Source organism: Kribbella kalugense (assembly GCF_004365875.1).
Classification (GTDB): Bacteria; Actinomycetota; Actinomycetes; order Propionibacteriales; family Kribbellaceae; genus Kribbella; species Kribbella kalugense.
The window spans coordinates 1,825,326-1,850,845 of sequence record NZ_SODF01000001.1; the positions used below are offsets into that span (position 1 = coordinate 1,825,326).

Below are 25,520 nucleotides of genomic sequence, written 5' to 3' on the forward strand. Positions count from 1 at the left end.
ATCCTGGCTGCGCCCGGGCGGGCGGCGCGGCGTACCGTTGGTCCTGTTGAGGAGGATAGATGTCGAGACATCGTGAGCGAACCGGCGAGACCGTCATTTCGGTGACGAGTGCACAGCCGGGCCGGTCCGAGGATCTGGACAGCCGGATCGTCCGCTACGCGTGGATGATGTCGATCCGGATCGGCTGCTTCATTGCCGCCGTCCTGACCCCGTCGCCGTGGCGCTGGTTGTTCGTCGTCGGGGCGATCGCGTTACCGTACTTCGCGGTGGTGCTGGCGAACGCGCATCAGTCGTCGACACAGCCCGCCGCGGACCCGTACGTGGCACCGGTACGACCGTCGATCGGTGAGCGTCCGACTGTCGTCGTACCCCAAGAAGAGGACCCTCGCGCCGACACCGAAAAGTGATCTCGGCCGGGACTGGAAAATTTGCACTGATCCGTGTCAGAATCTCCCGCGTGCTCTGAAGTTCATGAGTGAAATTCAGGGACTTGATGCGGCGTCGGACGGCTCCCCCCGTGGCTGTCCGACGTCGCTTCATTTTGTCCAGGCTATTGATTATTGAGGCATCAGGAATGCAGAGGAATGGCATCAGCGGATGAGTGACGAAGCAGCACCAGCCGTCTGCTCCGCAAGGGGATGCGGCAGGCCGGCCACGTGGTCGCTGCTGTGGAACAACCCGAAGATCCACACCCCCGATCGGCGCAAGACCTGGCTCGCCTGTGACGAACACAAGGAGAGCTTGTCCGACTTCCTGGCCCGGAGGTCATTCCTGCGCGAGGTCGAGCCATTCACCGAGTGAATGGTTGATAGCGAAAAAGTACATTTCCGGATTGGACCGGAAGTGCAGGCGATTCGCTGATCAACCGCCGATGGCGGACATCGGCCGGGCCGGTTGCAGGAAGCTCGGGTCGTTGATGCCGTGACCGGGCAGTTTGTTCCGCATCGCGCTCCGCCAGCGGTCGGCCAGTTCATCGTCGTCCGCACCGGACCGCAGCGCCGTCCGTAGGTCGGACTCGGCACGTGCGAACAGGCAGTCGCGGACCTGACCGTCGGCGGTCAACCGGACCCGGTCGCAGTCGCCGCAGAACGGTCGGGTGACGGAGGCAATGATCCCGACTGTCTGCGGTCCACCGTCGACCACGAACGACTCGGCCGGCGCACTCCCCCTCGTCGACGCGTCGACCGGAGTCAGAGCAAAGCGACCGGACAGCAGCTCAAGAATCTCGTCGGCGGTGATCATGGTCGCCCGGCTCCAGCCGTGCTGCGCGTCGAGCGGCATCTGCTCGATGAACCGCAGTTCGTAGCCGCGGTCGAGGCAGAACTCCAGCAACTCCGGCGCCTGCTCATCGTTGACGCCGCGCATCAGGACAGCGTTCACCTTCACCGGCGTGAGACCGGCCTCGTGCGCTGCCTCCAGACCGGCGAGCACGTCCTTCAGCCGGTCCCGGCGAGTGAGCTCCTGGAAGGTGCCCGGCTCGATGGTGTCGAGACTCACATTCACCCGATCCAGGCCGGCGTCCTTCAGAGCCTGCGCCTGACGGGCCAGCCCGATCCCGTTGGTTGTCAGCGAGATCTCGGGGCGCGGTGCGAGCTCCGCCGTACGCGCGACGATTCCGACCAGACCACGCCGCAAAAGCGGCTCGCCGCCGGTGAAGCGGATCTCGTTGACGCCGAGGTGCGTCACGGCGACGGAGACCAGCCGGATCACCTCGTCGTCGGTGAGCAGCTCAGGCTTGCCGAGCCAGTCCAGACCTTCCTCCGGCATGCAGTACGTGCAGCGCAGATTGCAGCGATCCGTGAGCGACACCCGCAGGTCCGTGGCGACCCGGCCATACCGGTCCGCCAGGCCTGTTTGAGTAGCCTCCTGGATCGCTGTCACAGGCCCCAGCCTACGTGCCGCGCGTCGGCGGTTTCAGGCGATGCCTTAAGTTCGAGACGTGCGTCGCTTGATGAACGTCCGCTGGATCACCGCCGCGCTGGCGGTCATCCTGCTCGCCGTCGTGTGCGTGGAGCTGGGTCGCTGGCAGCTGCATCGCCTCGAAGAACGCAAGGCTCGGAACGAGGTGACCCGGTCCAACCTGGCCGCGGCACCGGCGCCGATCGACCAGATCGTCGGCCCGCAGGGCCTGATCGGCGACCAGCACGCCTGGCGGACCGCGGTCGTCACCGGACGGTACGACGCCTCCAAGCAGATCATCCTCAAGTACAGGAACATCGCGGACCGACCGGGCTTCGAGATCGTCACGCCCTTGGTCCAGGCCGACGGGAAGGCCGTGCTCGTCGACCGGGGCTTCCTTCCCCGGCAGAGCTCGGAGTTGATGCCTCTTCACGTCCCCGCCGTACCGACGGGTGAGGTGACCGTCACCGGACGGCTGCAGCGCAGTGAACGCGGCGGCAGCACGAACGGCGGCGTACCGGACGACGGTACGGCGCGACTCATCAACGGACCGGATTTCGCCAAGGTCCTCGGGATGGACCTGTACGACGGCTATATGACGATCAGCCAGCAGCAGCCGGCCAACGACGCGTCGTTCCTTTCCTTCCCGGGACCGGAGATCGACGACGGGCCGCACTTCTTCTACGCCCTGCAGTGGTTCTTCTTCGCGCTGATGGCCCTCGGTGGACTCGTCTATTTCACCCGGCAGAACAAGCCCGAGGACAAACCGGAAGACAAGCCGGCCGAGCCCCAGCCGGAGGCCGCCGAACGCCCCGAGGCGCACGCCGCCGTTCGCGACTAACTCTCGTTGCCCTGCGCAACGACAGCCGAGTTGCCGTCGGCCCCGAACTCTCGAGGTGCGCGACCCGGTGCGGTGGGGCAGGATGGAGCTGTGGACCTCGGACTGCGCGATCGCACCTACATCGTCACCGGCGCCAGCGCCGGACTCGGCTTCGCCACGGCGAAAGCGCTGGCTGCTGAAGGCGCGCGGCTGGTGATCTCCAGCCGCAACGAGGAGTCGATCTCCCGCGCCGCCGCCGAGCTCGGCGAGAACGTGGTCGGCATCCCGGTCGACAACGCCGACCCGGAGAGCGCCGAACGGCTGGCCGCGACCGCGATCGCAAAATGGGGCGCGCTGCACGGCGCACTGATCAGCGTCGGTGGCCCGCGGCCCGGGACCGCCCTCGACTCCGACGAGGACGACTGGCGGTCGGCGTTCGACAGTGTCTTCCTCGGCAGCCTGCGGATCGCTCGCGCGGTCGCGCGGGCCGGATCGGAGGGTACGTCGATCGCCTTCGTGCTGTCGTCGTCGGTGCGGTCCCCGATCACCGGCCTGGCGATCTCCAACGGCCTCCGGCCCGGCCTGGCGATGGTCGCCAAGACTCTCGCCGACGAGCTCGGCCCGAACGGCACCCGGGTCAACGGCCTCCTGCCCGGCCGGATCTCCACCGACCGCCTGAAAGAGCTCGACGCCAAGGGCGGCGACGCCGAAGCCGCCCGCCGGGCGTCCGAGAAGACCATCCCGCTGCGCCGCTACGGCACGCCCGACGAGTTCGGCCGGGTCGCCGCCTTCGTCCTCTCCCCCGCCGCCTCCTACCTGACCGGCACCATGATCCCGATCGACGGCGGGGCCCTGCGAACTATCTGAGCTGCGAACTAGCTGATCAGCCCCACTGGCCGGCGACGTAGTCACCTGCGGGCTGGGCGGTCATCACGTTCAGGCGGTTCCAGGTGTTGATGCCGGCGATGGCGCCGACCAGCGCGGCCAACTGGTTCTCGTCGTAGTACTTGGTCGCGTTCAGCCAGACGTCGTCGGAGACTCCGCCGGCGGCATCGGCGATCCGGGTGCCGGCTTCGGTCAGCTCCAGCGCGGCGCGCTCCGCGTCGGTGTAGACGGTGGCCTCGCGCCACGTCGCCACCAGGTTGATCCGGACCGCGGTCTCGCCGTGGTGTGCAGCCTCCTTCGCGTGCATGTCGACGCAGACGGCGCAGCCGTTGATCTGGCTGGCCCGCAACTCGACCAGCTCGAGAGTGGCGAGCGGCACACCGGCGTCGAGCGCGACCCGGGCGGCCGCGTTGAGGTGCTTGATGAACTTGCCCAGCACCGGGTTCGTGAACAGATCCAGACGAGCTTCCATAACAGGTATCTCCTAGCGAATAAGCGTGTTGATGCCTATCCGACGAGACAGCCTCATGAAGTGTCAGTCAGGGGCGACCCGGTTGCCTTGCTCGTCCCAGTGCTCCGCGACCTTCTTGCTCGGCTGGACGCGCGGCGGCTCCCCCGGCATCTTCGGGTAGTCGGGCGGGAAGTTCAGCTCGCCGCCGGGGAGCTCCTCCCACAGCCGCAGCAGCGGATCGAGCGGGTATGCCGTCTCGTCCATGTCAGCCCACGGATCGCCATCGGTCAGGTACTCCGGAACCGTGTGCAGGTTGAACGCACGCGGATCGTCGACGTCGGCGAGCCGCTCCCACGACATCGGCGTACTCACCGGAGCACCCGGCCGCGGCCGGAGGGACCAGGCGCCCGCGACCGTGCGATCCCGGAGGTTCTGGTTGAAGTCCAGGAAGATCGACGCCTCGCCGCGTTCCTCTTTCCACCAGGCCGTGGTGACGCCGTCGTCGCGTCGCTCGAGCTCGCGGCCGAGGCCGATCGCGGCATGCCGGACCTCGTCGAAGGTCCACTGCGGCAGGATGCGGACGTAGATGTGGATGCCCCGGTTGCCGCTGGTCTTCGGATACCCGCGCAGACCGAGCTCCTCGAGCAGTTCACGGGCGACATCGGCCACCCGGCGGGCATCCGCGAAGGTCGCACCGGGCTGTGGATCGAGGTCGAGGCGCAGCTCGTCGGGATGGTCGAGATCGCTGCGGCGAACGGCCCACGGGTGGAAGGTCAACGTGCCCATCTGAGCCGCCCACACCGCGGCGGCCGGCTCGGTCAGGCAGAGCTCGTCGATCGGGCGGTCGTTCGGCGTCAGGATCCGGCAGGTCTCGAGCCAGTCCGGCGCGCCCTTCGGGAGGCGCTTGGAGTAGAAGCCGTCTCCGGTCTGACGGCCGCTCGCGTCCACCGACAGCGTCATACCCTCGCGCCATCCGCCGGGCCAGCGCTCCAACGCGACCGGACGGTCGCCCGAGGCGCGCATGAACGCGGGAGCCACACCGATGAAGTACTCGCAGACCTGAAGCTTGGTGACCTCCGGAGCCCAGTCGGTCGCCTCGTAGACGACCCGCTCGGGGCTGGAGACCCGGACCTCGCGGTCGCCGACGGTGACCACCACGGCTGTGCTCTTCGCCATGCGGTGACCGTATCGCCCACCCCGGACAAATCCGCGGAATTTCCGTTGGCCGCACGGGAAAGGAGACTTTTCCCAACCTCTGGCCACGGTAGGTGACCGAGCGGTAACGTTCCAGCACCTCGTTCCTGGGGCGTGAGGCCCCCGGGACACCTGACAAGGAGCGCGAGGATGAACAGATCCGCCCTGATCGCCGCTGCTACCGCAGTGGTGACCGCTACCGCCCTCGGATTGACCAGCGCGACCACAGCAACTGGCGCGCCGACTGCATCCCCTGTCCCCACTCCTGCCGCGGCCGTTGCCAAGGCCAGAGCTGCGATCACCAGCAACCTGACCGCGCTGCGCGCCACCACGGCCGACGCGTTCGTGGTCAAGGACGTGATCGTCGACCCCGACGGCTCCAGCCACGTCCGGATGGACCGCACCATCGGCGGACTGCAGGTGCTCGGCGGCGACGTCGTCGTACACCAGGCCAAGGACGGCGCGTTCAAGGGCGCCAGCCTGACCCTGAGCAGCAGCGCGAACATCGCCCGTACGCCGAAGCTCAGCGTCGCGACCGCCACCGCGAAGGCACTCACCAAGGGCCTGAAGGCCGAAGGCAAGCCGAGCTTGGTGATCGAGGCCCGCAAGGGCGCGCCACGGCTGGCCTACCTGGTCACCACGGCCGGCACCCAGGCGGACGGTACGCCGAGCCTCGTCACCACGACCGTCGATGCCTTGACCGGCGCGAAGCTGATCAGCGAGCAGCACATCGAGACGGCGACCGGTGACGGCAAGAGCCTCTACAGCGGGACCGTGCCGCTCGAGACCACGGCGGTGACCGGCGGCTTCACGCTGACCGACGCGACCCGTGGCGGCGGCTTCACCGCGGACGCGAAGAACCAGACCGACTCGATCCTGTGCCAAATCCTCCAGATCGGTTGCCCGACGCCGACGAAGTACACCGACGCGGACAACCACTGGGGCACCGGCCTCAACACTGACCGCGCCACCGCCGCCGTCGACGCGCACTACGGCGCCGCGACCACGTTCGACTACTACAAGAACGTGCACGGCCGGAACGGCATCTTCGGCGACGGCAAGGGCGTCCCGAGCCGCGTGCACTACGGCACGAACTACGTGAACGCGTTCTGGGACGGCAAGCAGATGACGTACGGCGACGGCGACAACGTTGCCGCGGGTCCGCTGGTCTCGATCGATGTGGCCGGTCACGAGATGTCCCACGGCGTCACCGAGCACACTGCCGCGCTGACCTACTCCGGCGAGTCCGGCGGCCTGAACGAGGCGACCAGCGACATCTTCGGCACGCTGGTCGAGTTCTACTCCAACAATGCCTCCGACCCGGGCGACTACTACATCGGCGAGGAGATCATGAAGGACCGCCCGGCGCTGCGGTTCATGGACAAGCCGAGTCGGGACGGCCAGTCCCCCGACTGCTACACCTCCGACGTCGGCAACCTCGACGTGCACTACTCGTCGGCAATCGCGAACCACTTCGCCTACCTGCTTGCCGAGGGCACCGGCGCCAAGACGATCGGCGGCCTGCCGCACAACTCACCGACCTGCAACGGTTCGTCGGTCACCGGCATCGGCCACGACAAGCTCGGCAAGATCTGGTACCGCGCGCTGACGACGTACATGACCAGCGGTACGACGTACGCGCAGGCACGGACCGCGACGCTGAACGCGGCCACCGACCTGTACGGCGCCAGCAGCATCGAGCGGGCAACCGTTGCCGCCGCTTGGTCCGCTGTCGCGGTGAACTGACCAACTGAGGGTTTCGCCGGTCCTGTCCCACTGGGGCGGGCAGGACCGGCGGATATCAAACGCTTTGTCCCCCTTATTCCATTGCCACCGGGTTTGTGCGGACCTACCGTCGCAATCATGGGTGGGGAACCCGGGGGAACTTCAGACCAGCGACGGCCGCAACTGCATGCGGCCAGGCCGTTGCTGCTCGTCGTCGACGCTGACCCGGAGCGTCTGGAACGGTGCGAAAGCGAACTGGAGCGGGCCTTCGGCGTCGACTTCAGAGTCCGCGGCGAGCTGACCGCAGCCGCCGCGATCACTTGCCTACAGCAAGCGCACGAGTGGGGACAGCGGGTTGCCGTCGTCCTCGTCGACGACGCGCTCGACGCCCAGGAGCGGGCGCAGATCCTCGCGACATCGCGGTCCGCGCACCCGGACGCGCGCCGGGCGTTGCTGATCGAGTGGGGCGCGTGGGCCGACCGTGCGACCGCGTCCGCGATCCTGACGGCGATGTCGGTAGGCGACATCAACTACTACGTGCTCAAGCCGTGGACCACGCGCGACGAGCTGTTCCATCGCACGGTCGCCGAGTTCATCCAGGAATGGTCGCGGTACGAGGTCGCGAACCTGCGGGAAGTAGTGGTGATCGCCGCCGAGCATTCGGTCCGCGGTCAGGCCGTCCGCAGTCTGCTGGCCCGCAACGGGATCCCGAGTGCGTTCCGCGAGAGCGGTACGGCGCTGGCGAACGACGCACTCAAGTTCATCGACGAGCCGGATCCGGGTGCCGGGGTGCTGGTGTGGATGCCGGCGATCGGTGGCGTCGTACTGCACGACCCGACCGATGCGGAGATCGCGGAGGCGTGGGGGGTGCCAACGGCCCTGGCGTCGGAGGATCGCTCGTTCGACGTCCTGGTGATCGGGGCTGGTCCGGCCGGGCTGGCGACGGCGGTGTACGCGTCGTCCGAGGGTTTGCGGACGCTTGTGGTGGAGCGAGAGTCGATCGGCGGTCAGGCGGGGACGAGCTCACTGATCCGGAACTACTTGGGGTTCTCGCGGGGTATTCGCGGGTCCGAGCTGGCGCAGCGCGGGTACCAGCAGGCGTGGGTGTTCGGGGCGCATTTCGTGCTGATGCGGTCGGTCGAGCGACTGGAGATGGGTGAGGGTCATTTCCATGCAGTGATCGGCGATGTGGGCGAAGTGACGGCACGGGCCGTCGTACTGGCGACGGGTGTGTCGTACCGGCGACTCGAGGTGCCGTCGCTGGAGAAGCTGCTCGGGAACGGCGTGTACTACGGCGCGAGTGTGTCCGAGGCTCACGGGCTGATGGGTCGGGACGCGGCCGTGGTCGGCGGCGGGAACTCGGCCGGACAGGCTGTCCTGCATCTGGCCCGCTACTGCCGGCACGTGCTGCTGGTGATCCGGGGCGAGGACCTTTCGGCGAGCATGTCGCAGTACCTCATCGACGCGATCGATGCGGCGGACAACGTGACCGTACGGGCGTCCAGCGAGGTCGCCGACGGTGGCGGCGACGGGCGGCTGCAGCAGGTGACGCTGCGGGATCGGCGTACCGGCGAGGAGGAGACGATCCCGCTCGACGGGCTGTTCGTGATGATCGGCGCGGTGCCGGGGACCAACTGGCTGCCGGACGAAGTGGCGCGCGACAAGCTCGGGTTCGTGCTCAGCGGCTCGGACGCCGGTGCGCATGAGCTCTGGCAGCAGAGCCGGCCTCCGCGGCCTTACGAGACCACCGTGCCCGGGCTGTTCGCCGTCGGCGACGTGCGATCCGAGTCGGTGAAGCGGGTGGCCTCGGCGGTCGGTGAGGGCTCGGTGGTCGTCTCGCAGATTCACACCCACCTCACGGTCCCGTGAACCAGCCAACTCACAGGCCGTTCGCCTACACGCCAGCGATGGTCGCCCTGACCGCGCTGGTGTTGTTGGTGCCGCTCGCCGGGCTAGTGGTGCTGCTGCAGACCCCGCGGTACGACGTGCATTGGGAACACCATCCGACCCATTTCTGGCTGGTGCTGCTCACGGCAGCCCTCAGCGCCGGACTCGCCTACACGACCGGAGCGGCGGCGCTGCGGCGCGGTGACGCCCGCGTGCTGTTCGTCTCGCTGGCGTTCCTGTCCGCGGCCGGCTTCCTCGGGCTCCATGCGCTGGCGACACCGAAGGTCTTGCTGGACACGCCGAACGCCGGTTTCACCCTCGCCACGCCGATCGGTGTGGCTCTCGCGTCGGTGTTCGCGTTCCTGTCGAGTCTGACCGTCTCCGGCATCAGGTGGGGTCGCTGGCTGCGCGCCGGCCTGCTGGTGCTGATGGCCTTGTGGGCAGTCGCTTCGGTACTGCGGTTGCCACCGCTGCACGACACGTCCGTCCCGGAAGTTGCCGACGGCATCCTGAAAGCGTTGGCCGTACCAACGATCCTGCTGTACGGCGTGGCTGCCGCCCGCTACCTGCGGATCTGGTGGGCGCGGCCGTCGTTGATGTTGCTGTCGATGATCTCCGCGTTCGTGCTGCTCGGCGAGGCGATGGTCGCGCTGGTGTTCGCGAAGAACTGGGCGCTGTCGTGGTGGGAGTGGCACGTGCTCTTGCTGGCCGCGTTCGGGCTGGTCGTGGCCGGGGTGCGGATCCAGTGGTACGAGGAACGGTTCGCCGACCTCTACCAGCAGGACACCGTGTCGGGGCAGCGCGAATTGAGCGTGCTGTTCGCGGATCTCGCCGGCTTCACGACGTTCTCCGAACAGCACGATCCGGCCGAGGTCACGGCGATGCTGAACACGTACTTCAAGGTCGTCGTACCGTCGGTGGTCGGGCGGCACGGCGGCGACGTGGACCGGATCATCGGGGACGCGCTGATGGTCACGTTCAACAAGCGCGGTGACCAGCCGGATCACGCGGAGCGGGCGGCTGCGGCCGGGCTGGCGCTGCAGGAGGCGGCGGCCGAGGTCCTGGCCACCCATCCGCACTGGCCGCGGTTCCGGGTCGGGATCAACAGCGGGATCGCGTCGGTGAGCCTGCTCGGCACCGAAGGCGGCCGGACCCACACAGTCATCGGTGACACGGTGAACGTCGCCTCCCGGATCGAGGGGAAGGCCCCGGGCGGCGGCGTGGCGATCGGCCCGGCGACGAAGGCGCTGCTGCCCGCGGCGCTGACCGAATCGCTCGGGATGCTCACGCTGAAGGGCAAGGCCGAGCCGCTGGAGGTCTACCGGCTGATCGCGCTGCGTGGCGAATGATCACCCGTGCCTTTCGTGCGCACCCCGGGTGTTCATGTGTTGGCCCTTGGAACGCTGACGTCCCGGTGTGAGAATCCGGGCCATGTCTGCCCTGATCCGATCACGACGCCGCCTGGGCGCCCTCGTGGTCACCTCGAGTCTCGCCTTGACCGGTGCCGTCGCGTTCGTCGCCAGACCGGCTGACGCCGCTTCCACCGACGTGGTCGTCACGGAGGTGTATGGCGGTGGCGGCAACTCCGGTGCGCCGTACACGAACGATTTCGTCGAGTTGACGAACAACAGCTCGGCCGCGGTCGACGTCAGCGGCTGGTCGGTCCAGTACGCCTCGGCCGCCGGCGCGACCTGGCAGGTCACCAAGCTCACCGGCAGCATCGCGCCGGGCGCCGCCTACCTGGTCCAGGAGGGCGCGGGCGCCGGCAACGGTCAGCCGATGCCGACCGCGAACGTCGAGGGCACCATCGCGATGTCCGCGACGGCCGGCAAGATCGCCGTCGTCACCAACCAGACCGCGCTCGCCTGCGGGGCGACCTGCCACGCGGACGCCGGCGTGAAGGACTACGTCGGCTACGGCACCGCGACCGACTCCGAGACCACGCCCGCGCCGGGCCTGTCGAACTCCACCTCGGACTCCCGGACCGACCCGAAGCAGGACACCGACAACAACAGCGCCGACTTCGTCGCGGGCAACCCGTCGCCGGGCACGCTGACCGGTGGTCCGGCCGAGCCCCCGGTGGACGCGAAGATCCACGACATCCAGGGCGCCGCGCACCGCTCGCCGCTCGAAGGCAAGCTGGTCCAGAACGTCACCGGTGTGGTGACCGCGAAGAGCACCAACGGGTTCTGGTTCCAGGACACCCAGCCGGACGACAACCCGTCCACCAGCGAGGGCGTGTTCGTCTTCACCAGCTCCGCGCCGACCGTCTCCGTCGGTGACGCCGTCACGGTCGCGGGCATGGTCGCCGAGTTCCGCCCCGGCGGCTCCGGCGGTACGACGAACCTGACCACGACCGAGATCACCAACCCGAAGATCACCGTCACCGGGACCGCCGCCGTACCCGCGCCGACCATCGTCGGCCCGGGCGGTCGGGTGCCGCCGTCGACCGTGATCGACAACGACTCCAGCGGTGACGTGGAGACCACGAGTACCGCGTTCGACCCGGCCCAGGACGGCCTCGACTTCTGGGAGTCGCTGGAGGGCATGTGGCTGGGCATCAACCAGCCGCAGGTCACCGGCCCGACCAGCTCGTTCCGCGAGCTGTCCGTCGTACCCGCCGGGGCTGGGGTACGCACCGTGCGCGGCGGGATCCTGCTGCAGAAGAACGACAGCAACCCGGAGCGAGTGCTGCTGGACGACGTACTGGCGCCGATCCCGGATGCGAAGACCGGGGACAAGCTGGCCGGTCTGGTGACGGGTGTTCTGGACTACTCGTTCGGCAACTTCAAGTTCCAGCCGACCGTGACGCCGACCGTGATCGACGGTGGCGTGAAGCGGGAGACGACCAAGGCGTCCTCGCCGCTGCAGGTGTCGGTGGCGACGTTCAACGTGGAGAACCTGGACCCGTCCGACGGCCCGGCCAAGTTCGACGGACTCGCGCAGGCCGTCGTGAAGAACCTCGCCTCGCCGGACATCCTCGGGCTTGAGGAGGTCCAGGACAACGACGGCGCCACGAACTCCGGTACGACGGCCGCGAACGTCACCCTGGACACGCTCGTCGCCGCGATCCAGAAGGCCGGCGGACCGAAGTACACCTACCGCGAGATCGACCCGGTGAACAACGCCGAGGGTGGCGAGCCGGGCGGCAACATCCGGGTCGCGTTCCTGTACCGGACGGACAAGCCGGTCAAGTTCGTCGACCGCCCGGGTGGCGGCTCGACGGTCGCGACCACGATCACCACCGACCGGTTCGGCAAGCCGCACCTGAGCTCGTCGCCGGGCCGCGTCGACCCGGCGAACCCGGCCTGGGAGGCGACCCGAGTCCCGCTGGCCGGCGAGTTCACCTGGCTCGGGCAGTCGCTGTTCGTGGTGGTCAACCACTTCAGCTCCAAAGGCGGCGACGACCCGCTCTGGGGCCGGTTCCAGCCGCCGGTGCAGGTGACCGCCGAGAAGCGGCACCAGCAGGCGCTGGCGGTTCGCGGGTTCGCGGACCAGATCTTCGCCAAGGACAAGGGGGCGAACGTGGTCGTGCTCGGTGACCTGAACGACTTCGACTGGTCACAGACCGCGGACCTCCTGGTCGGCTCGGGCAAGACCGCGCTGGTCGACCTGCCCCGGACACTGCCGCTGAAGGAGCGGTACAGCTACGTGTTCGAGGGCAACAGCCAGATCCTGGACCAGATCCTGATCTCGCAGAACCTGCGCCCGACCGCGTCGTACGACGTGGTGCACATGAACTCGGAGTTCCCGGACCAGATCTCCGACCACGACCCGCAGGTGGTGAAGCTGATCCCGTTGCCCTCCTGGGTGCGGTGACATCGCAGGATTGCGGGAGTCTTACGTGCGGCGGCCGGGCGGGGTTTTCCTTGCCCGGTCGCCGATACTTAAGACGTGACAGATGACATCAAGCAGTACGCCGTACAGAAGTCCGACGCGGAGTGGAAGGCGCAGCTCTCCCCCGCCGAGTTCAAGGTGCTGCGCAAGGCCGGCACCGAGCGGCCGTTCGTCGGTGAGTACACCGACACCAAGACGGTCGGCGTGTACAAGTGCCGGGCCTGCGACGCGGAGCTGTTCCGCAGCGAGACCAAGTTCGACTCGCACTGCGGCTGGCCGTCGTTCTTCGCCCCGCTCGCCGAGGACCGGGTCGAGTACATCGAGGACTACGACCTCGGGATGAAGCGGACCGAGGTCCGTTGCGCCAACTGCGGCTCCCACCTGGGTCACGTCTTCGAGGGCGAGGGCTACGGCACGCCCACCGACCTGCGCTACTGCATCAACAGCATCAGCATGACGCTCACCCCGGCCTGAGCCTGCGGCACCGGTCGCCCGGTCTGGTTCTAGACTGGGCCGGCTGGTGGCTCCTGGGGAAGGAAATTGGTGGCTGACGACATCCGTAGACCGCGGGTTCTGGATGTGCTGGCCGTGGCAGAGCCGTGGGAGGTGCCGGCCGAGTGGACGGCCCGGATCCGGGCTCAGCTGCGGGCCTGGGCCGACGACCCCGACGCACTGCGGCCGTTGCGCCCCGAGGCGTTCCCGGACTTCGTCAAGGGCACGCCGGCCGCGGTCTGGTTCACCCACCAGGCAGCGCCGCTGCTGACCGGGTGGATCCCGGTCCTGCACGGTGAGTACGCCGACCTGTCGGCCGAGCTCACGCACGAGTTCTACCGGCCGTCGTCCCGCCTCGGCGGCAGCGGGCACGTGACCTACGTGGCACCGACGGACTGGCACCTGCAGGCGATCGCCGGCGCCCGCGGCTTCCGCGAGAACGGGCGCAAGCATGCCCTGCAACTGTCCCGCAACGTCGTCCGCCTCTTCGTCGACGCTCCCCCGATGGCCGCTCGGGCCGAGGCCCTGACCGCCGCGTTCGACCGGGTGCTGGCCAACCGCGACGCGACCGAACTGCACATCTCCGGCGAGTACGACGAGATCGTCAAGTACTGGCGCACCGAAGGGCTCAAGGACTCCGAGCGCGCCGTACTGCCCGAGCTGGCCGGCCCGACCGCCGCGCTGCGTTACTCGCTGAACTCGGTCCGGGACACGCACGCCCGGATGCTGATGCTGAGCCCGGACGAGTACGCCGGGGATTTCGCGCAGGTGCTGGCCGAGCTGATCCTGGCCTCCGGCCTGCGCGGCATCCCGCAGCCCGTCGCGAACATCCTCGGCTCCGCCGCGGTGGACGTGCACAAGGCGCTCCAGGACATCGACCCGACCTTCAACCTGCAGACCTGGCACGGCCATGTGAACCAGTGGATGGCCCGCGCCATCCGGAACGGGCAGTCGCCGCTGGCCCGGTCCTGGGGCGCCGCCGCCGCGCGGGTCGCCGTACACCTGTCGGGTGTGCTGGCCAGGGAGCCGTGGCCCGAGCCGGAGGTGCCGGACCTCAGCACGCTGTTCCGGATGCTCGACCGGGAGCGCTGGAGCGCCCTGGAAAGCCAGGCCGCGGCGGAGCAGGACGCGTCGCTGTCGGCCGCCTGGAAGGACGTCCAGAAGGACGCCAATGACACTGCACATCCCGCGCCGGCCTCCGGCGGAACCCTCGACGAGCCGCTCCCCGCGCCGCTGGACTTCAGCGACAACCCGCTCGCCGAGCTCGACTCGCTGATCGGCCTGGAGTCGGTGAAGGACGCCGTACGCCGGATGGTCGCCGAGGTGAAGACGAACCTGCGCCGGGCCGAGCTCGGCCTGCCGAGTCACGACCGGGCCCGGCACATGGTCTTCGTCGGCAAGCCCGGTACGGCGAAGACGACGATCGCCCGGCTGCTCAGCCGGATCTACCACCAGCTCGGCGTTCTGGAGAAGGGCCACGTGGTCGAGGTCGACCGCTCCGACCTGGTCGGCCCCGCCCTCGGTGCGACCGCCCCGATGACCGCGGCCAAGTTCCGCGAGGCGCTCGGCGGCGTGCTGTTCATCGACGAGGCGTACAGCCTGACCCCGGAGAACACCCCGGGCGACTACGGTCTCGAGGCGGTCGCGACGATCCTGAAGCTGATGGAGGACCACCGGAACGACTGCATCGTGATCGTCGCCGGGTACCACCGCGAGATGCAGCGGTTCATGGAGTCCAACACCGGTCTGGCGTCCCGGTTCCCGAAGCTGCTGTCGTTCAGCGAGTACGACACCGATCAGCTGGTCGCGATCTTCGAGCTGCAGGCGCGGCAGAAGGGGATGATCTACGGCGAGGAGGTGCTGGACAAGGTCCGCACCGTCATCCCGCCCGCGCCCCGTGCGCACAGCTTCGGCAACGGTCGTTTCATCCGGAACGTCCTCGAGGAGGCCGTCTCCAACCAGGCCATCCGGCTGTCGTCCAGCGACCCGGACCGCCTGACCGAGCGCGACCTCCGCGAACTGATCCCGGCCGATGTCAGGCCCCCGACGTCGATGCGCGCCGAGGACTACCTACTGCAGAAGCCGGGGACCTAAACCGGGGTCGCCAGTGCGACCGGGTTGCCCTCGGGGTCGGCCAGGTACGCCTGGCGTTCGCCCCACGGCATGGTTGCGGGTTCCTGGAGGACGGGGTGGCCGGCGGCGCGGAAGCGTTCCACCTCGGCCTCGACGTCGTCGACGTACACGAAGAGCTCGAAGCGTGGCGCCGTACCCACGGTGATGCCGAGCTGGGCCTCGGGCCAGTTGGCGTCGGACAGGCCGAGGGACGAGTCACCGCGCTCCAGGCCGACGTAGTGCGGCTCGCCTTCGAGCGGGAACTGGTACGTCGACTCGTAGCCGAGGAGCGCGTAGAACTCCACGGACCGGCGTACGTCAGCGACGTACAACACCGGAAACGCCTTGCGATGCATCAGACCAGGTTAGCCACGAGCTCGCTGAGCTCGGTGCGCTTTCCGGTGTAGAACGGGATTTCCTCCCGCACGTGTCGCCGCGCGGTCGAGGCCCGGAGGTCGCGCATCAGGTCGACCATCCGATGCAGTTCGTCGGCCTCGAAGGCGAGGATCCACTCGTAGTCGCCGAGCGCGAACGACGCCACCGTGTTCGCCCGGACGTCCGGGTAGGTGCGCGCCATCTTGCCGTGCTCGGCGAGCATGAACCGGCGCTCCTCGTCCGGCAGCAGGTACCACTCGTAGGACCGCACGAACGGGTACACGCAGATGTAGGCCCGCGGCTCCTCGTCGGCCAGGAACGCCGGGATGTGGCTCTTGTTGAACTCCGCCGGCCGGTGCAGCGCGAACTGCGACCAGACCGGGACCAGGTGCCGCCCGAGCCGCGACCGGCGCAGCGCATGGTACGCCTGCTGCAGCGCGTCCGAGGTCGGCGCGTGCCACCAGATCATGAAGTCGGCGTCGGCCCGGAAACCCTCGATGTCGTAGATCCCGCGGATCACCACGTCCTCGCCGGCCAGCTTGCCGACCAGGTCGTTGAGCTCGGCGGTCAGCTCGTCCCGGTCCGCATCACCGAGCGGCGTCTCGACCTTGAAGACCGACCACAGGGTGTACCGGATGACGTTGTTGAGCTCTCGGGCTTTCGGCGTACCAGTCACTTCGCCATTGTCTCCAATGCATTGAGATGCTCCTGCACCCGGGTCGCCGCCTTGCCACCGGACGCGACGCAGGCGGCGATCCCGACACCGCGGTACGCCGCTCCGCACACAGCCAGCCCCGGTACGTCGGCCACCGCGGCCTCGACCCGATCGACCCGCTCCAGATGACCGACGGCGTACTGCGGAAGACCGCCGCCCCACCGCGTCACCAGGGACCCGGCCACCTCGGAGTGCAGGCCGATCGCCTTCTGCAGGTCCGCGACCGCGAGCGCTACGAGCTCCTCGTCGGACCGCTGCAGCACGTATTCCTCACCGAGCCGGCCGACCGACGTACGCAGGACCGCCAGGTCTCCCCCGGCCTCGCCCGACCACGCCCACTTGGCGTGCGAGTAGGTCGACGCCTTGATCGTCCGACCTTCGACGGACGGCACGAGGAATCCGGACCCGGTCGCGTCGGCCGGCCAGTCGCGCTTCCGGACGGCCAGCGTGACGATCGCCATGCTGGCGTACTCGATCGTCGCCAGCTCGGTCGACGCCGCCGGCACCACCTCGGTCAGCATCCTGGCCGCTGGCGCTGCGGGCACCGCGACCACCACCGCATCAGCCGTCAGCAACGTCGGCGCGGGGACCGGTCCGGCCTCCAGCGCGAACCCGTCCGGCGTGCGCGAAATCCGTCGTACCGTCAGCTTGCGGCGGATGTCCACGCCGCGCGCGGTCAGATCCTGCTCGAGCGCGGCGATGATCCGGTTGATCCCGCCGACCACACCGGCGAACACCGGTTGGCCCGCTCGCTTCTGGCCCAGTGCGCGTAGATCGGCAGTGGCAGCGAGCAGGCTCGGGGCGGTCCGCAGCTTGGCGTACAGATCCGGTACGGCGGCAGCGAGCGAGATCTCCTCCGCCTTCCCGGCGTACACCCCGCCGAGCAGCGGGTCGATCAGCTTGTCGGTGACCGCGGACCCCATCCGCTCGGCAACGAACCGCCCGATCGCCACGTCCTCGGTGAGCGCCGGCGCCGGTAGGTCGGCCTCATGTGCCACCTGCTCGGCGGCGGCGGACCCGAGTACGTCGGCAGTCGCGGACGGATCGACCGGGACGCCCATGATCGTCGGCGGGATCGCCCGGATCCGGTCGCCGACCCACAATCCGGCCGATGTCGTTGCCGGATGCACCAAGTCGTCACCGAGCCCGATCGCCCGGATCAGATCGACCGCCTCGGGACGCCGGGCCAGCACCGACTCGGCGCCGAGGTCGACCGGCACGCCCTCGATCTCGGCCCCGGCCAGCTTCCCGCCGAGCCGCGGCGACCCCTCGAGCACCGTGATCTGCGGCGGATTCGGCCCGGTCGCCAGCGCGTACGCCGCCGCCAGCCCACTGATCCCGCCACCGACCACGACGACCCGGCTCACACGCCCTCCAGCATCAGCTCGTACTTCTTCCCCGGCCCGAGGCTCGTGCTGCTCGTCCCGACCGGCCGGAACCCGGCCCGGGTCAGCACCGCCTGCGACGCCCCGTTGTGATCGGAGGCGCCAGCCCGCAGAACTGTCAGCCCGTACTCGGTCGCTGCGACCCCGATGATCGCCCGGACCGCTTCGGTCGCGAGCCCTTGACCGGCCCACTTCTCCGCGATCCGGTAGCCGAGCTCGGCCGACCCGTGCTCGAGGTCCACCAGGTTCACCCGGCCGACCACCGCGCCGGAGTCGTCGGTGAGTACGTGGAAGCGACAGGCGCCGGTCGCCTGCTCGGCGAGCATCGCCGCGTGCCGGGCCGCGAACTCGGCGAAGTACTCGTCGCCGCGATCCCAGATCCAGCTCGCGAAGTACGCCCGGTTCTCCTGCTCGAAGGCGAGCACGGCATCGGCGTGCGCAGCGGTCAGGAGCTCCAGGGTCACCGGGTGGTCCGGCAGACGGATCACACAGCGCTCCGGGTTTGTACGTACTTCGCCACCCGGGCGAGCACCTCGGGGTCGGCGTTCGGCGGCACTCCGTGGCCGAGGTTGAAGATGTGGCCGGGCGCCGCCTTGCCCTCCTCGAGGATGCGGTCGATCTCGGGCTCGATCGCGTCCCAGCCGGCGAACAACAGGGCTGGATCCAGGTTGCCCTGCAGCGGCTTCGGGCCAACTCGTCGTACTGCCTCGTCGAGCGGGACGCGCCAGTCGACTCCGACCACGTCGGCGCCGGCAGCGCTCATCAGGCCGAGGAGCTCGCCGGTGTTCACGCCGAAGTGCACCCGCGGTACGCCGTACGGCTTGAGCGCCTCGAACACCTTGGCGGAGTGCGGCAGCACGAACCGTTCGTAGTCCCGCGGCGACAGCCCACCGGCCCAGGAGTCGAACAGCTGGATCGCCGACGCGCCGGCCTCGACCTGGACCGACAGGAACGCGATCGCGACCTCGGCCAGCCGGTCCGCCAGCGCGTGCCACAGGTCCGGCTGACCGTGCATCATCGCCTTGGTCTTCGCGAAGTCCTTGCTCGGCCCACCCTCGACCAGGTACGACGCGAGCGTGAACGGCGCGCCCGCGAACCCGATCAACGGCGTACCACCGAGGTCGGAGACGAGCTGCTGGATGGCCTCGGTGGTGAACGGCACGTCGGCCGCGGTGACCGGGCGGACCGCCGCCACCCCGGCGGCGTCCCGGATCGGGTCCGCCGCCACCGGGCCGACGCCGGGCTTGATCTCGATGTCGTAACCGGCGAACTGGAGCGGGGTGACGATGTCGGAGAAGAAGATCGCCGCGTCGACGCCGTAACGGCGGACCGGCTGCAGCGTTATCTCGACGACAAGGTCGGGACGCTTGCAGGACTCGAGCATCGTGATGCCCTCCCGCACCTTGTGGTACTCGGGCAACGCGCGCCCCGCCTGGCGCATGAACCACACCGGGGTGTGCGGCGCACGCTCCCCCCGGGCAGCTAGCAGGTACGGCGAACGATCCAGCGGCGACGTCGAAGACACACAGGGATGATCCCACGCGGCTTTCAACGGTCGTGCGCCGGTTACACACTGGCTGTCACCGGCGCGTCTAAACAGGCGTCGGTGAGTGATCGGTCGTAGGCTGCCAAGCATGGGTGCCCGCAAGCAGGTCGACGCGCCACCCGCGGAGTTCGCCGAGGCAGTCTCGCAGTTACGAGGTGCCCGGTTCCGGCCCGAGGTTTTCGTCGAGGAGATGCCCGCACCGCAGCGGATCGCACCGCACGCGGCCGCGGTCAGCGCCGACGTGACGGTCGACGGCGACGATGTCGCCACCGGCCGGCTCGTCATCCTCTACGACCCGGCCGGGAACGACGCATGGCAGTCGACCTTCCGCTGTGTCGCGTACGTGCGAGCCGCCGTCGAACCGGAGATGGTGACCGACGCGCTGCTCGGCGGCGTGGGCTGGACCTGGCTGATGGAGGCGCTGGCCGACCGCGGCGCCGACTTCCTGGCGCCTAGCGGTACCGTCACCAGGGTGGTATCGGAGAGCTTCGGCGGGATGGCCGACGACGACGCGACGGCGGAGATCGAGATCCGCGCGTCCTGGAGCCCCGTGCCCGGACCTGCTGGACTGGTGGACGTGACCCGGCATGCCGAGGCCTGGGGCGAGGTGCTCTGCACGGCGGCGGGTTTGCCGCCGGTTCCGCCGGGGGTGGTCGCGATGCCGACCCGGCGCGGACAGCGGGGCCAATGAGCCCAGCCGAAACCCAGCCGACGGCACCGGACGAACCGGCTGAGAAGGAACTGCCCCTGCTCGAGCTCAGGGACGGGCTGTCGGAGGTGGTCGAGACCGACGACGCCTTGACCGAGATCGTCGAGGCGTTCCAGGGCGGCACCGGCCCGGTGGCCGTCGACGCCGAACGCGCCTCCGGTTACCGCTACTCCCACCGTGCGTACCTGGTCCAGCTGCGGCGCGTCGGCTCCGGCTCGGCGCTGGTCGACCCGATCCCGTTCGGTGACCTGTCCTCGCTCGGCGACGCGATCGTCGACACCGAGTGGATCATCCATGCGGCCAACCAGGACTTGGCCTGCCTGGCCGAGGTCGGGATGGTGCCGCGTCAGGTCTTCGACACCGAGCTGGCCGGCCGCCTGCTCGGGTACCCGAAGGTCGGGCTCGCCTCGCTGGTCAGCGAAGTGCTCGGCTATCGGATGCGCAAGGAACACTCGGCCGCCGACTGGTCCACCCGGCCGCTCCCAGCGCCTTGGCTCGTGTACGCCGCGTTGGACGTCGAGATGCTGATCGAGCTGCGGGACGCCATCGAGCAGGAGCTGCGCCGCGAGGGCAAATGGGAGTGGGCCGAGCAGGAGTTCGCCGCGATCCTGGACGCTCCCCCGCGGGAGCCGAGGCCGGACCCATGGCGCCGTACGTCGGGCATGCACCGGGTCCGCAACCGTCGCAGCCTGGCCGTCGTCCGCGCCCTGTGGGAAGCACGCGACCAGATCGCCGAGTCCGCGGACATCTCCCCCGGCCGCGTGTTGCCGGACGCCGCGATCGTCGAGGCTGCATCTGCGATGCCGGCCGACCGCGACACGCTGCAGAAACTGACTGCTTTCAAGGGCCGCGGCGCTCACCGTCACATGCGGACCTGGTGGGAAGCGGTCGACCACGCCCGCCGCCTGCCCGACTCCGAGCTCCCCAAGCAAGGCCCGAGGTACGACGGCCCGCCGCCGGCCCGCGCCTGGGCCGACCGGGACCCGGATGCCGCGGCTCGTTTGTCGGCCGCCCGGAGCGCGGTCGCCGAGATCGCCGAGGCTCACCGCCTTCCGACGGAGAACCTCCTCGCCCCCGACACGATCCGCCGGCTGGCCTGGTCACCGCCCAAGGACGTGACGCTAGACGTGGTCACGAGCTTCCTCCGCGAACACCACGCCCGCCAGTGGCAGATCGCCCTCACCGCCGACGTCCTCACCGACGCAATGACCTCAGAGGCCCCGGCGAAGCCGCTCGATTAGCCGGTTGTGACCAGAACACACGGCTTTCGTCGTCGAAGAAGCCGCCGCGCGGTCCGTCGTTCGGCAAGGTCGCGAGCCGGATCGCGATCGCGGCGCTGAGATGCACCGAGGTTGGGGAGGATGGTGTGCCGGATTCGGAGGGTAATCCTCCCCAAGGCGGCAGTCCGTTCCGGCACGAGTGGCTGCGGAGCCCTTGCGTGAGCAATCCCGGGCCTTGGCCGCTTTGCGGAACATTTTTGCCACCAGGTGCAAACTTGTCACCGCAAACAGCGTGGCCCCTCGGTTCGCCGCTTGCCCAGGACTGCGGGTCGCGCGTGCTGAGCGGCATTGGGGTCGACCCCTGAGCTGGTCGGTTGCCACCCCTACGAACGAGGGGTCAACCGACCATCTCAGGGGTCAACCCCGGAGATGGACTCCGCTGGAGTCAGGTCCGGGCGCAGCTGGTCGCGGAGGGTCAGTACGATCTGGAGCGCGCCGAGCAGGATCACGGTCGCGATGATCACGAAGATCTGGCGGTAGCTCAGCAGACTGACGAGCAGACTGCCCAGCGCGAGGGAGATCGCCTGCGGCGTAGACAGCAGCACCTCGACCGCGGTCGACACCCGGCCGATCAGATGACCCGGTGAGCGGCGCTGCATCAACGTCGTGAACGACACGAACGTCCACGGCAACCCGAGACCACAGATCCCCGCGCCGATCAGCACCACGATGATGGTGGGCGCGGCAGCACAGACGATGGTCGCGGCAGCCAGCGCGACCAGGCCGACCAGGCAGACGGCGATCTCGCCAAGCCGTCGTACGGCACGGCTCGCGGTCAGTCCACCGATGATCGCGCCGACGCCCTGACAGGTGACGAAGACGCCGGAGTACGTCGGTGGTTTGCCGAAGGCATCCATCAGGGCGTAGATCGACGACTCGAAGAAGCCGATGACGAGGATCGAGATCGCGAGCCCGGCGAGGACATGACGCAGTACCCGATCGCCGAACAGGAACCGGACGCCACCGAGGACGTCCTCGCGGAAGGTGTTCTTCACCGGCGCCGGAGTCTCGGTGACCTTGATCGTCGCGATCAGCAGCCCGGCCAGCGCAAACGTGGTCGCGTCGATGACCGCGACCAGCCAGCCGCCCGCCGTCGCGAAGATCGCGGCACCGACCAGCGGCCCGAACAGCCGGTAGCCCTCCTTGATCGTGGCCAGGCTGGAGTTGGCGTCGACGAGGAGTTCGTCCGGCAGGAGCTCCTTGAGCAGGCCGTTGAGCGCGGCCGGCAGTACGACGAACGAGACGCCGTACAGGAAGGCGACGACCCAGATCAGCCATACGTCGTTCGCGTCCCGGACGAGCACGAGCGGGAGGACCGCGGCCGCGCTGGCGAAGTTGCCCCAGACCAGGATCGCCTTGCGGGGCAGGCGATCCACCCACACGCCGAGCAGCGGGGCGCCGAGCGCCGGCAGCACCATGAAGAAGAACGTCAGGCCGGCCAGCGCGTTGGAGCCGGTGAGCGTCTTCACCCACATGCTCAGCACCAGCAGCATGACCGAGTCGCCGAGCATCGACGTACTCAGGCCAGCAAACAGGCGCGGGAACCCGGGCTGGGCGAACAGCTTCCTCATGCCGGCTCGACCCCCGGGAAGGACACCGGGACGCCCCAGGAGACGAACTCGCACAGCCGCGCACCCGCCGGCCGCTGCTTCGGATCGGTCAGCCGCTCGACATGGCGGTCGAGCACAGCCTCGATCGCCTCGTTCATCTCCTTGAGCTCGTCCGCGGTCAGCCAGGCGACCATCTCGGTGTTGCTGGTCGCCGCCCGCCACTCCTCGGGTTCCTCCGGCGCGCGCTCCTGCGCCTCCCGCAACCGGTCGATCGCGCGGCCCATCACCACTTCGGACAACGCCTGCGCGGCCCGCCGCTCGTCGATCGACCCGGCCCCGTGCTCCTCGTCCCAGTGGAATCCGAGCCCCGGCACCTGCCACGGCCGCTGCCGGCCCTTCCCGCCCTCGGCCTCCTCGACGAAGCCGTGCTGCGCCAGCTTGCGCAGATGCCACGAACAGTTGGCCGGCGTCTCGTCGAGCCGGTCGGCCAGCTCGGTCGCGGTCAGCGGCCCGCTGACCGACAGCAGTTCGATGATCGCCATCCGGACCGGATGGGCCAGCGCGTTCAGCTCACGGGGATCGCTCAGGCGGCGATGCGGGTTCGGCATGCATCGAAAGTACTCTTTCGAAAGAGTTGTTGCAATGAAAGCCATGAAGAAACCCCCAACCCCTCGCTTCGCTCGGGGGTGGGGGTGGTGTCTCCGCCGCGTCGTCAGGTGGTGGGGACGGGTGGCGTCAGTTCTTCGGGAGCTGGGTCTCGATCGCGGCGATGACCTCGTCGGACTCGGGCACGGTGCCCGGGCGGAAGCGGGCGGCGATCGTGCCGACCGGGCTGATCAGGAACTTCTCGAAGTTCCACTGGATGTCGCCGGCCTCGCCTTCGGCGTCCGGTGTCTGGGTCAGCTCGGCGTACAGCGGGTGCCGGCCATCGCCGTTCACCTCGAGCTTGTCCAGCATCGGGAATGTGACGCCGTACGTCGTCGAGCAGAAGGTCTCGATCTCCTCGGCCGACCCCGGCTCCTGGCCGCCGAACTGGTTGCAGGGGGCACCGAGCACGGTGAAGCCACGCGACGCGTACTTCTTCTGCAGGTTCTCAAGACCCTCGTACTGCGGCGTCAGTCCACACTTCGACGCGACGTTCACAACGAGAACAGCCTTGCCCTTGTACTCGCCGAGCGAGGTCGCAGCGCCGGAAAGGGTGGTCAACGGGATGTCGTACAAGCTCATTCTGATCCTTGGGAGGTTGGGAGATGACGGGCAAGAAAGTCTTCGGTACGACGCCATGCCAGCGCGGACGCGTCAGCGTTGTGGAACATAGGCAGCGGATTGTCGAACGCGTGACCGGCATCGTCGTACCGGTGGATCTCGGCATCACCCAGCATCGGGACGATCTCGTCGACGTCCAGGTACGCGTCGGTGTTGCCGAAGTGGTGCAGGCTGGTCACGGTCACCTGTGGTGCGAGGTCGCCCAACTGCTTCAGCGCGGAGCCGTAGTAGCTCACGAGCACGTCCGGTGCCGCCACGGCCGCGACGTTGAAGCCCAGTCCGCCGCCGAAGCAGAAGCCGACCACTCCGGCACCCTTGCCTCGCGCCTGCAGGTACTCCAGGGCGGCAACGGCGTCCTTGACGGCTTGATCCCAGTCGAGGCGTTGGACGATTCCCATCGCCCGCGGCAGGAGCTCCGGCGAGGACTCGTCCAGCTCGGTGTCGTCCAGCCGCCAGTAGATCTCCGGCGCGATCACGTAGTACCCAAGGGCGTGCAGATCCGCCGCACGCTGCTTGATGTAGTCGGAGACGCCGAAGATCTCCTGGAGAAGCAGCACACCGGGCGCGTCGGCGTCTGTGGAACCCCACTCGTGGACTGGCAATGAACCTGAACCGGTGTCGATCTCCAAGGTCACACGGTGAAGCGTACGACCTCCCTGGGAACCGCCTTCGGTGCAGGTGCCGGCATCCAGGACTTGGTCTCGGCGATGGCGTCGAGGAGCAACTGGTACAGCCGGTCGTCCGGGTTCGGTACGCAGGCCTGCGAGATGCCTTCGACCGCGCACGACACCGCGCGTGGCGCCGTACGGCGGGCGAAGTCAGGCGTAGCGCGGCGCGAGCGTCCGGTGAACGCACGAGCCCACTTCGTCGCCGACGGGACCGACTTCAGCACCGCGAGCGAGTCCGGCTCGATGTCGTCCAGCGGCCGTCCGTCCAGCAGGGCCAACTGCTTCTCCCCCACCAGCAACGCCACGGCCAGGATGTACTGGCGCTCCTGCGAGACGATCGGCAACGCGTGCTGGATGCAGCGTGCCGTCACCCGCGGTACGACGTGCGGGTCCTCAGGCGTCAGCCCGATCACCGAGGGGATCAGCGGAGCCAGCCGCGACCGCCCGGAGTCCGTCGTACAGTCGTTGACGTCGCGCGCGACGCCCGCGAGCAGCGCATGCGTGCAGCCTGGATGGTCGGACCACGGTTCGCCGGCCAGGTAGGAGGCGAACTCCATGAAGCAGGCGCCCTTGCGAGGGTTGCGGTGCTTGCCCCGGCTCAGGACCGGTACGGCGAGATCAAGGTTGTTCATTGAACGGCTCCCCATAGCTACCTGCCACCAGCATGCGCCGATTCCCCGCCATCCGCCACGGCTTGCCCTCACCTCCTTCTCTTGTGAGCAGC

General features: G+C 68.7%; 25 protein-coding genes. 12 read left to right on the top strand and 13 right to left on the bottom strand.

Annotated elements, in window-relative coordinates:
- Positions 1-59: 59 nt before the first annotated feature.
- Positions 60-407: a DUF3099 domain-containing protein gene (locus EV650_RS08625; protein ID WP_134117082.1), complete on the top strand. Its 348-nt coding sequence runs from the start codon at positions 60-62 to the stop codon at positions 405-407.
- Positions 408-597: 190 nt separating this feature from the next.
- Positions 598-801: a hypothetical protein gene (locus EV650_RS08630; protein WP_134117084.1), complete on the top strand. Its 204-nt coding sequence runs from the start codon at positions 598-600 to the stop codon at positions 799-801.
- Between the two features lie 60 nt (positions 802-861).
- Here the strand turns inward: EV650_RS08630 and moaA are convergent, their stop codons facing one another.
- Positions 862-1,881 (bottom strand): GTP 3',8-cyclase MoaA, encoded by a 1,020-nt coding sequence (gene moaA, locus EV650_RS08635; RefSeq protein ID WP_238174081.1) that lies wholly within the window; start codon positions 1,879-1,881, stop codon positions 862-864.
- A 58-nt stretch (positions 1,882-1,939) separates the two neighbouring features.
- Between moaA and EV650_RS08640 the strand changes: the two genes are divergently transcribed.
- Together EV650_RS08640 and EV650_RS08645 are read left to right on the top strand one after the other, a co-directional pair.
- A complete protein-coding gene (locus EV650_RS08640; protein ID WP_238174082.1) occupies positions 1,940-2,740 on the top strand; it encodes an SURF1 family cytochrome oxidase biogenesis protein in 801 nt (266 codons plus the stop codon).
- A gap of 90 nt (positions 2,741-2,830) precedes the next feature.
- The gene (locus tag EV650_RS08645) at positions 2,831-3,586 is read left to right on the top strand and encodes an SDR family oxidoreductase (RefSeq protein ID WP_134117086.1); all 756 of its coding nucleotides are present in this window, start codon (positions 2,831-2,833) and stop codon (positions 3,584-3,586) included.
- 16 nt (positions 3,587-3,602) lie between these two features.
- Here the strand turns inward: EV650_RS08645 and EV650_RS08650 are convergent, their stop codons facing one another.
- Together EV650_RS08650 and EV650_RS08655 are read right to left on the bottom strand one after the other, a co-directional pair.
- Positions 3,603-4,076 carry a carboxymuconolactone decarboxylase family protein gene (locus tag EV650_RS08650; RefSeq protein WP_134117088.1) on the bottom strand — a complete coding sequence of 158 codons (474 nt, stop codon included), beginning with the start codon at positions 4,074-4,076 and terminating at the stop codon, positions 3,603-3,605.
- A 63-nt stretch (positions 4,077-4,139) separates the two neighbouring features.
- On the bottom strand, positions 4,140-5,231 hold the full coding sequence (locus EV650_RS08655) for a DNA polymerase domain-containing protein (RefSeq protein ID WP_134117090.1): 1,092 nt from the start codon (positions 5,229-5,231) through the stop codon (positions 4,140-4,142).
- Positions 5,232-5,399: 168 nt separating this feature from the next.
- Between EV650_RS08655 and EV650_RS08660 the strand changes: the two genes are divergently transcribed.
- The 6 genes from EV650_RS08660 to EV650_RS08685 all read left to right on the top strand — a co-directional run bounded on the left by EV650_RS08660 (position 5,400) and on the right by EV650_RS08685 (position 15,284).
- A complete protein-coding gene (locus tag EV650_RS08660; RefSeq protein ID WP_134117092.1) occupies positions 5,400-6,995 on the top strand; it encodes a M4 family metallopeptidase in 1,596 nt (531 codons plus the stop codon).
- A 117-nt stretch (positions 6,996-7,112) separates the two neighbouring features.
- Positions 7,113-8,843 carry an NAD(P)/FAD-dependent oxidoreductase gene (locus EV650_RS08665; RefSeq protein ID WP_134117094.1) on the top strand — a complete coding sequence of 577 codons (1,731 nt, stop codon included), beginning with the start codon at positions 7,113-7,115 and terminating at the stop codon, positions 8,841-8,843.
- A gap of 38 nt (positions 8,844-8,881) precedes the next feature.
- Positions 8,882-10,210, top strand: a complete 1,329-nt coding sequence (locus EV650_RS08670; protein WP_134117096.1) for an adenylate/guanylate cyclase domain-containing protein — start codon at positions 8,882-8,884, stop codon at positions 10,208-10,210.
- Positions 10,211-10,292: 82 nt separating this feature from the next.
- Positions 10,293-12,680, top strand: coding sequence for a DUF8508 domain-containing protein (locus EV650_RS08675; protein WP_134117098.1), 2,388 nt, complete (start codon positions 10,293-10,295; stop codon positions 12,678-12,680).
- Positions 12,681-12,755: 75 nt separating this feature from the next.
- Positions 12,756-13,172, top strand: coding sequence for a peptide-methionine (R)-S-oxide reductase MsrB (msrB, locus tag EV650_RS08680; RefSeq protein WP_134117100.1), 417 nt, complete (start codon positions 12,756-12,758; stop codon positions 13,170-13,172).
- Between the two features lie 69 nt (positions 13,173-13,241).
- A complete protein-coding gene (locus EV650_RS08685) occupies positions 13,242-15,284 on the top strand; it encodes an AAA family ATPase (protein ID WP_238174083.1) in 2,043 nt (680 codons plus the stop codon).
- Here EV650_RS08685 and EV650_RS08690 read toward each other — a convergent pair.
- The 5 genes from EV650_RS08690 to hemE are packed head-to-tail and all read right to left on the bottom strand — an operon-like array spanning position 15,281 to position 19,302.
- Positions 15,281-15,658, bottom strand: coding sequence for a VOC family protein (locus EV650_RS08690; RefSeq protein WP_134117102.1), 378 nt, complete (start codon positions 15,656-15,658; stop codon positions 15,281-15,283). The two genes, EV650_RS08685 and EV650_RS08690, sit on opposite strands and share 4 nt — an antisense overlap.
- The gene (gene hemQ, locus EV650_RS08695; RefSeq protein WP_134117104.1) at positions 15,658-16,353 is read right to left on the bottom strand and encodes a hydrogen peroxide-dependent heme synthase; all 696 of its coding nucleotides are present in this window, start codon (positions 16,351-16,353) and stop codon (positions 15,658-15,660) included. The genes EV650_RS08690 and hemQ overlap by 1 nt, the downstream gene beginning before the upstream one ends.
- Positions 16,350-17,759, bottom strand: coding sequence for a protoporphyrinogen oxidase (gene hemG, locus EV650_RS08700; protein WP_134117106.1), 1,410 nt, complete (start codon positions 17,757-17,759; stop codon positions 16,350-16,352). The genes hemQ and hemG overlap by 4 nt, the downstream gene beginning before the upstream one ends.
- A complete protein-coding gene (locus EV650_RS08705) occupies positions 17,756-18,265 on the bottom strand; it encodes a GNAT family N-acetyltransferase (protein WP_238174084.1) in 510 nt (169 codons plus the stop codon). The genes hemG and EV650_RS08705 overlap by 4 nt, the downstream gene beginning before the upstream one ends.
- On the bottom strand, positions 18,262-19,302 hold the full coding sequence (gene hemE / locus EV650_RS08710) for a uroporphyrinogen decarboxylase (protein ID WP_238174085.1): 1,041 nt from the start codon (positions 19,300-19,302) through the stop codon (positions 18,262-18,264). Before hemE ends, EV650_RS08705 begins: the two co-directional genes overlap by 4 nt.
- Before the next feature lie 109 nt (positions 19,303-19,411).
- Here hemE and EV650_RS08715 point away from each other — a divergent pair, with 109 nt between their 5' ends.
- Positions 19,412-20,014, top strand: coding sequence for a DUF3000 domain-containing protein (locus EV650_RS08715; RefSeq protein WP_134117110.1), 603 nt, complete (start codon positions 19,412-19,414; stop codon positions 20,012-20,014).
- The gene (locus EV650_RS08720) at positions 20,011-21,273 is read left to right on the top strand and encodes a ribonuclease D (RefSeq protein WP_134117112.1); all 1,263 of its coding nucleotides are present in this window, start codon (positions 20,011-20,013) and stop codon (positions 21,271-21,273) included. The genes EV650_RS08715 and EV650_RS08720 overlap by 4 nt, the downstream gene beginning before the upstream one ends.
- A gap of 389 nt (positions 21,274-21,662) precedes the next feature.
- Here EV650_RS08720 and EV650_RS08725 read toward each other — a convergent pair whose 3' ends face one another.
- From EV650_RS08725 to EV650_RS08745, 5 genes are all read right to left on the bottom strand, one after another.
- Positions 21,663-22,883: an MFS transporter gene (locus EV650_RS08725; protein ID WP_134117114.1), complete on the bottom strand. Its 1,221-nt coding sequence runs from the start codon at positions 22,881-22,883 to the stop codon at positions 21,663-21,665.
- Entirely contained in the window at positions 22,880-23,470 is a 591-nt protein-coding gene (locus EV650_RS08730; RefSeq protein WP_166678065.1) for a winged helix-turn-helix domain-containing protein, read from the bottom strand. Before EV650_RS08730 ends, EV650_RS08725 begins: the two co-directional genes overlap by 4 nt.
- A 127-nt stretch (positions 23,471-23,597) precedes the next feature.
- The gene (locus tag EV650_RS08735) at positions 23,598-24,089 is read right to left on the bottom strand and encodes a glutathione peroxidase (RefSeq protein WP_134117118.1); all 492 of its coding nucleotides are present in this window, start codon (positions 24,087-24,089) and stop codon (positions 23,598-23,600) included.
- Positions 24,086-24,763, bottom strand: coding sequence for a dienelactone hydrolase family protein (locus EV650_RS08740; RefSeq protein WP_134117120.1), 678 nt, complete (start codon positions 24,761-24,763; stop codon positions 24,086-24,088). The genes EV650_RS08735 and EV650_RS08740 overlap by 4 nt, the downstream gene beginning before the upstream one ends.
- Positions 24,760-25,428, bottom strand: coding sequence for a hypothetical protein (locus EV650_RS08745; protein ID WP_134117122.1), 669 nt, complete (start codon positions 25,426-25,428; stop codon positions 24,760-24,762). The genes EV650_RS08740 and EV650_RS08745 overlap by 4 nt, the downstream gene beginning before the upstream one ends.
- Positions 25,429-25,520 lie beyond the last annotated feature (92 nt).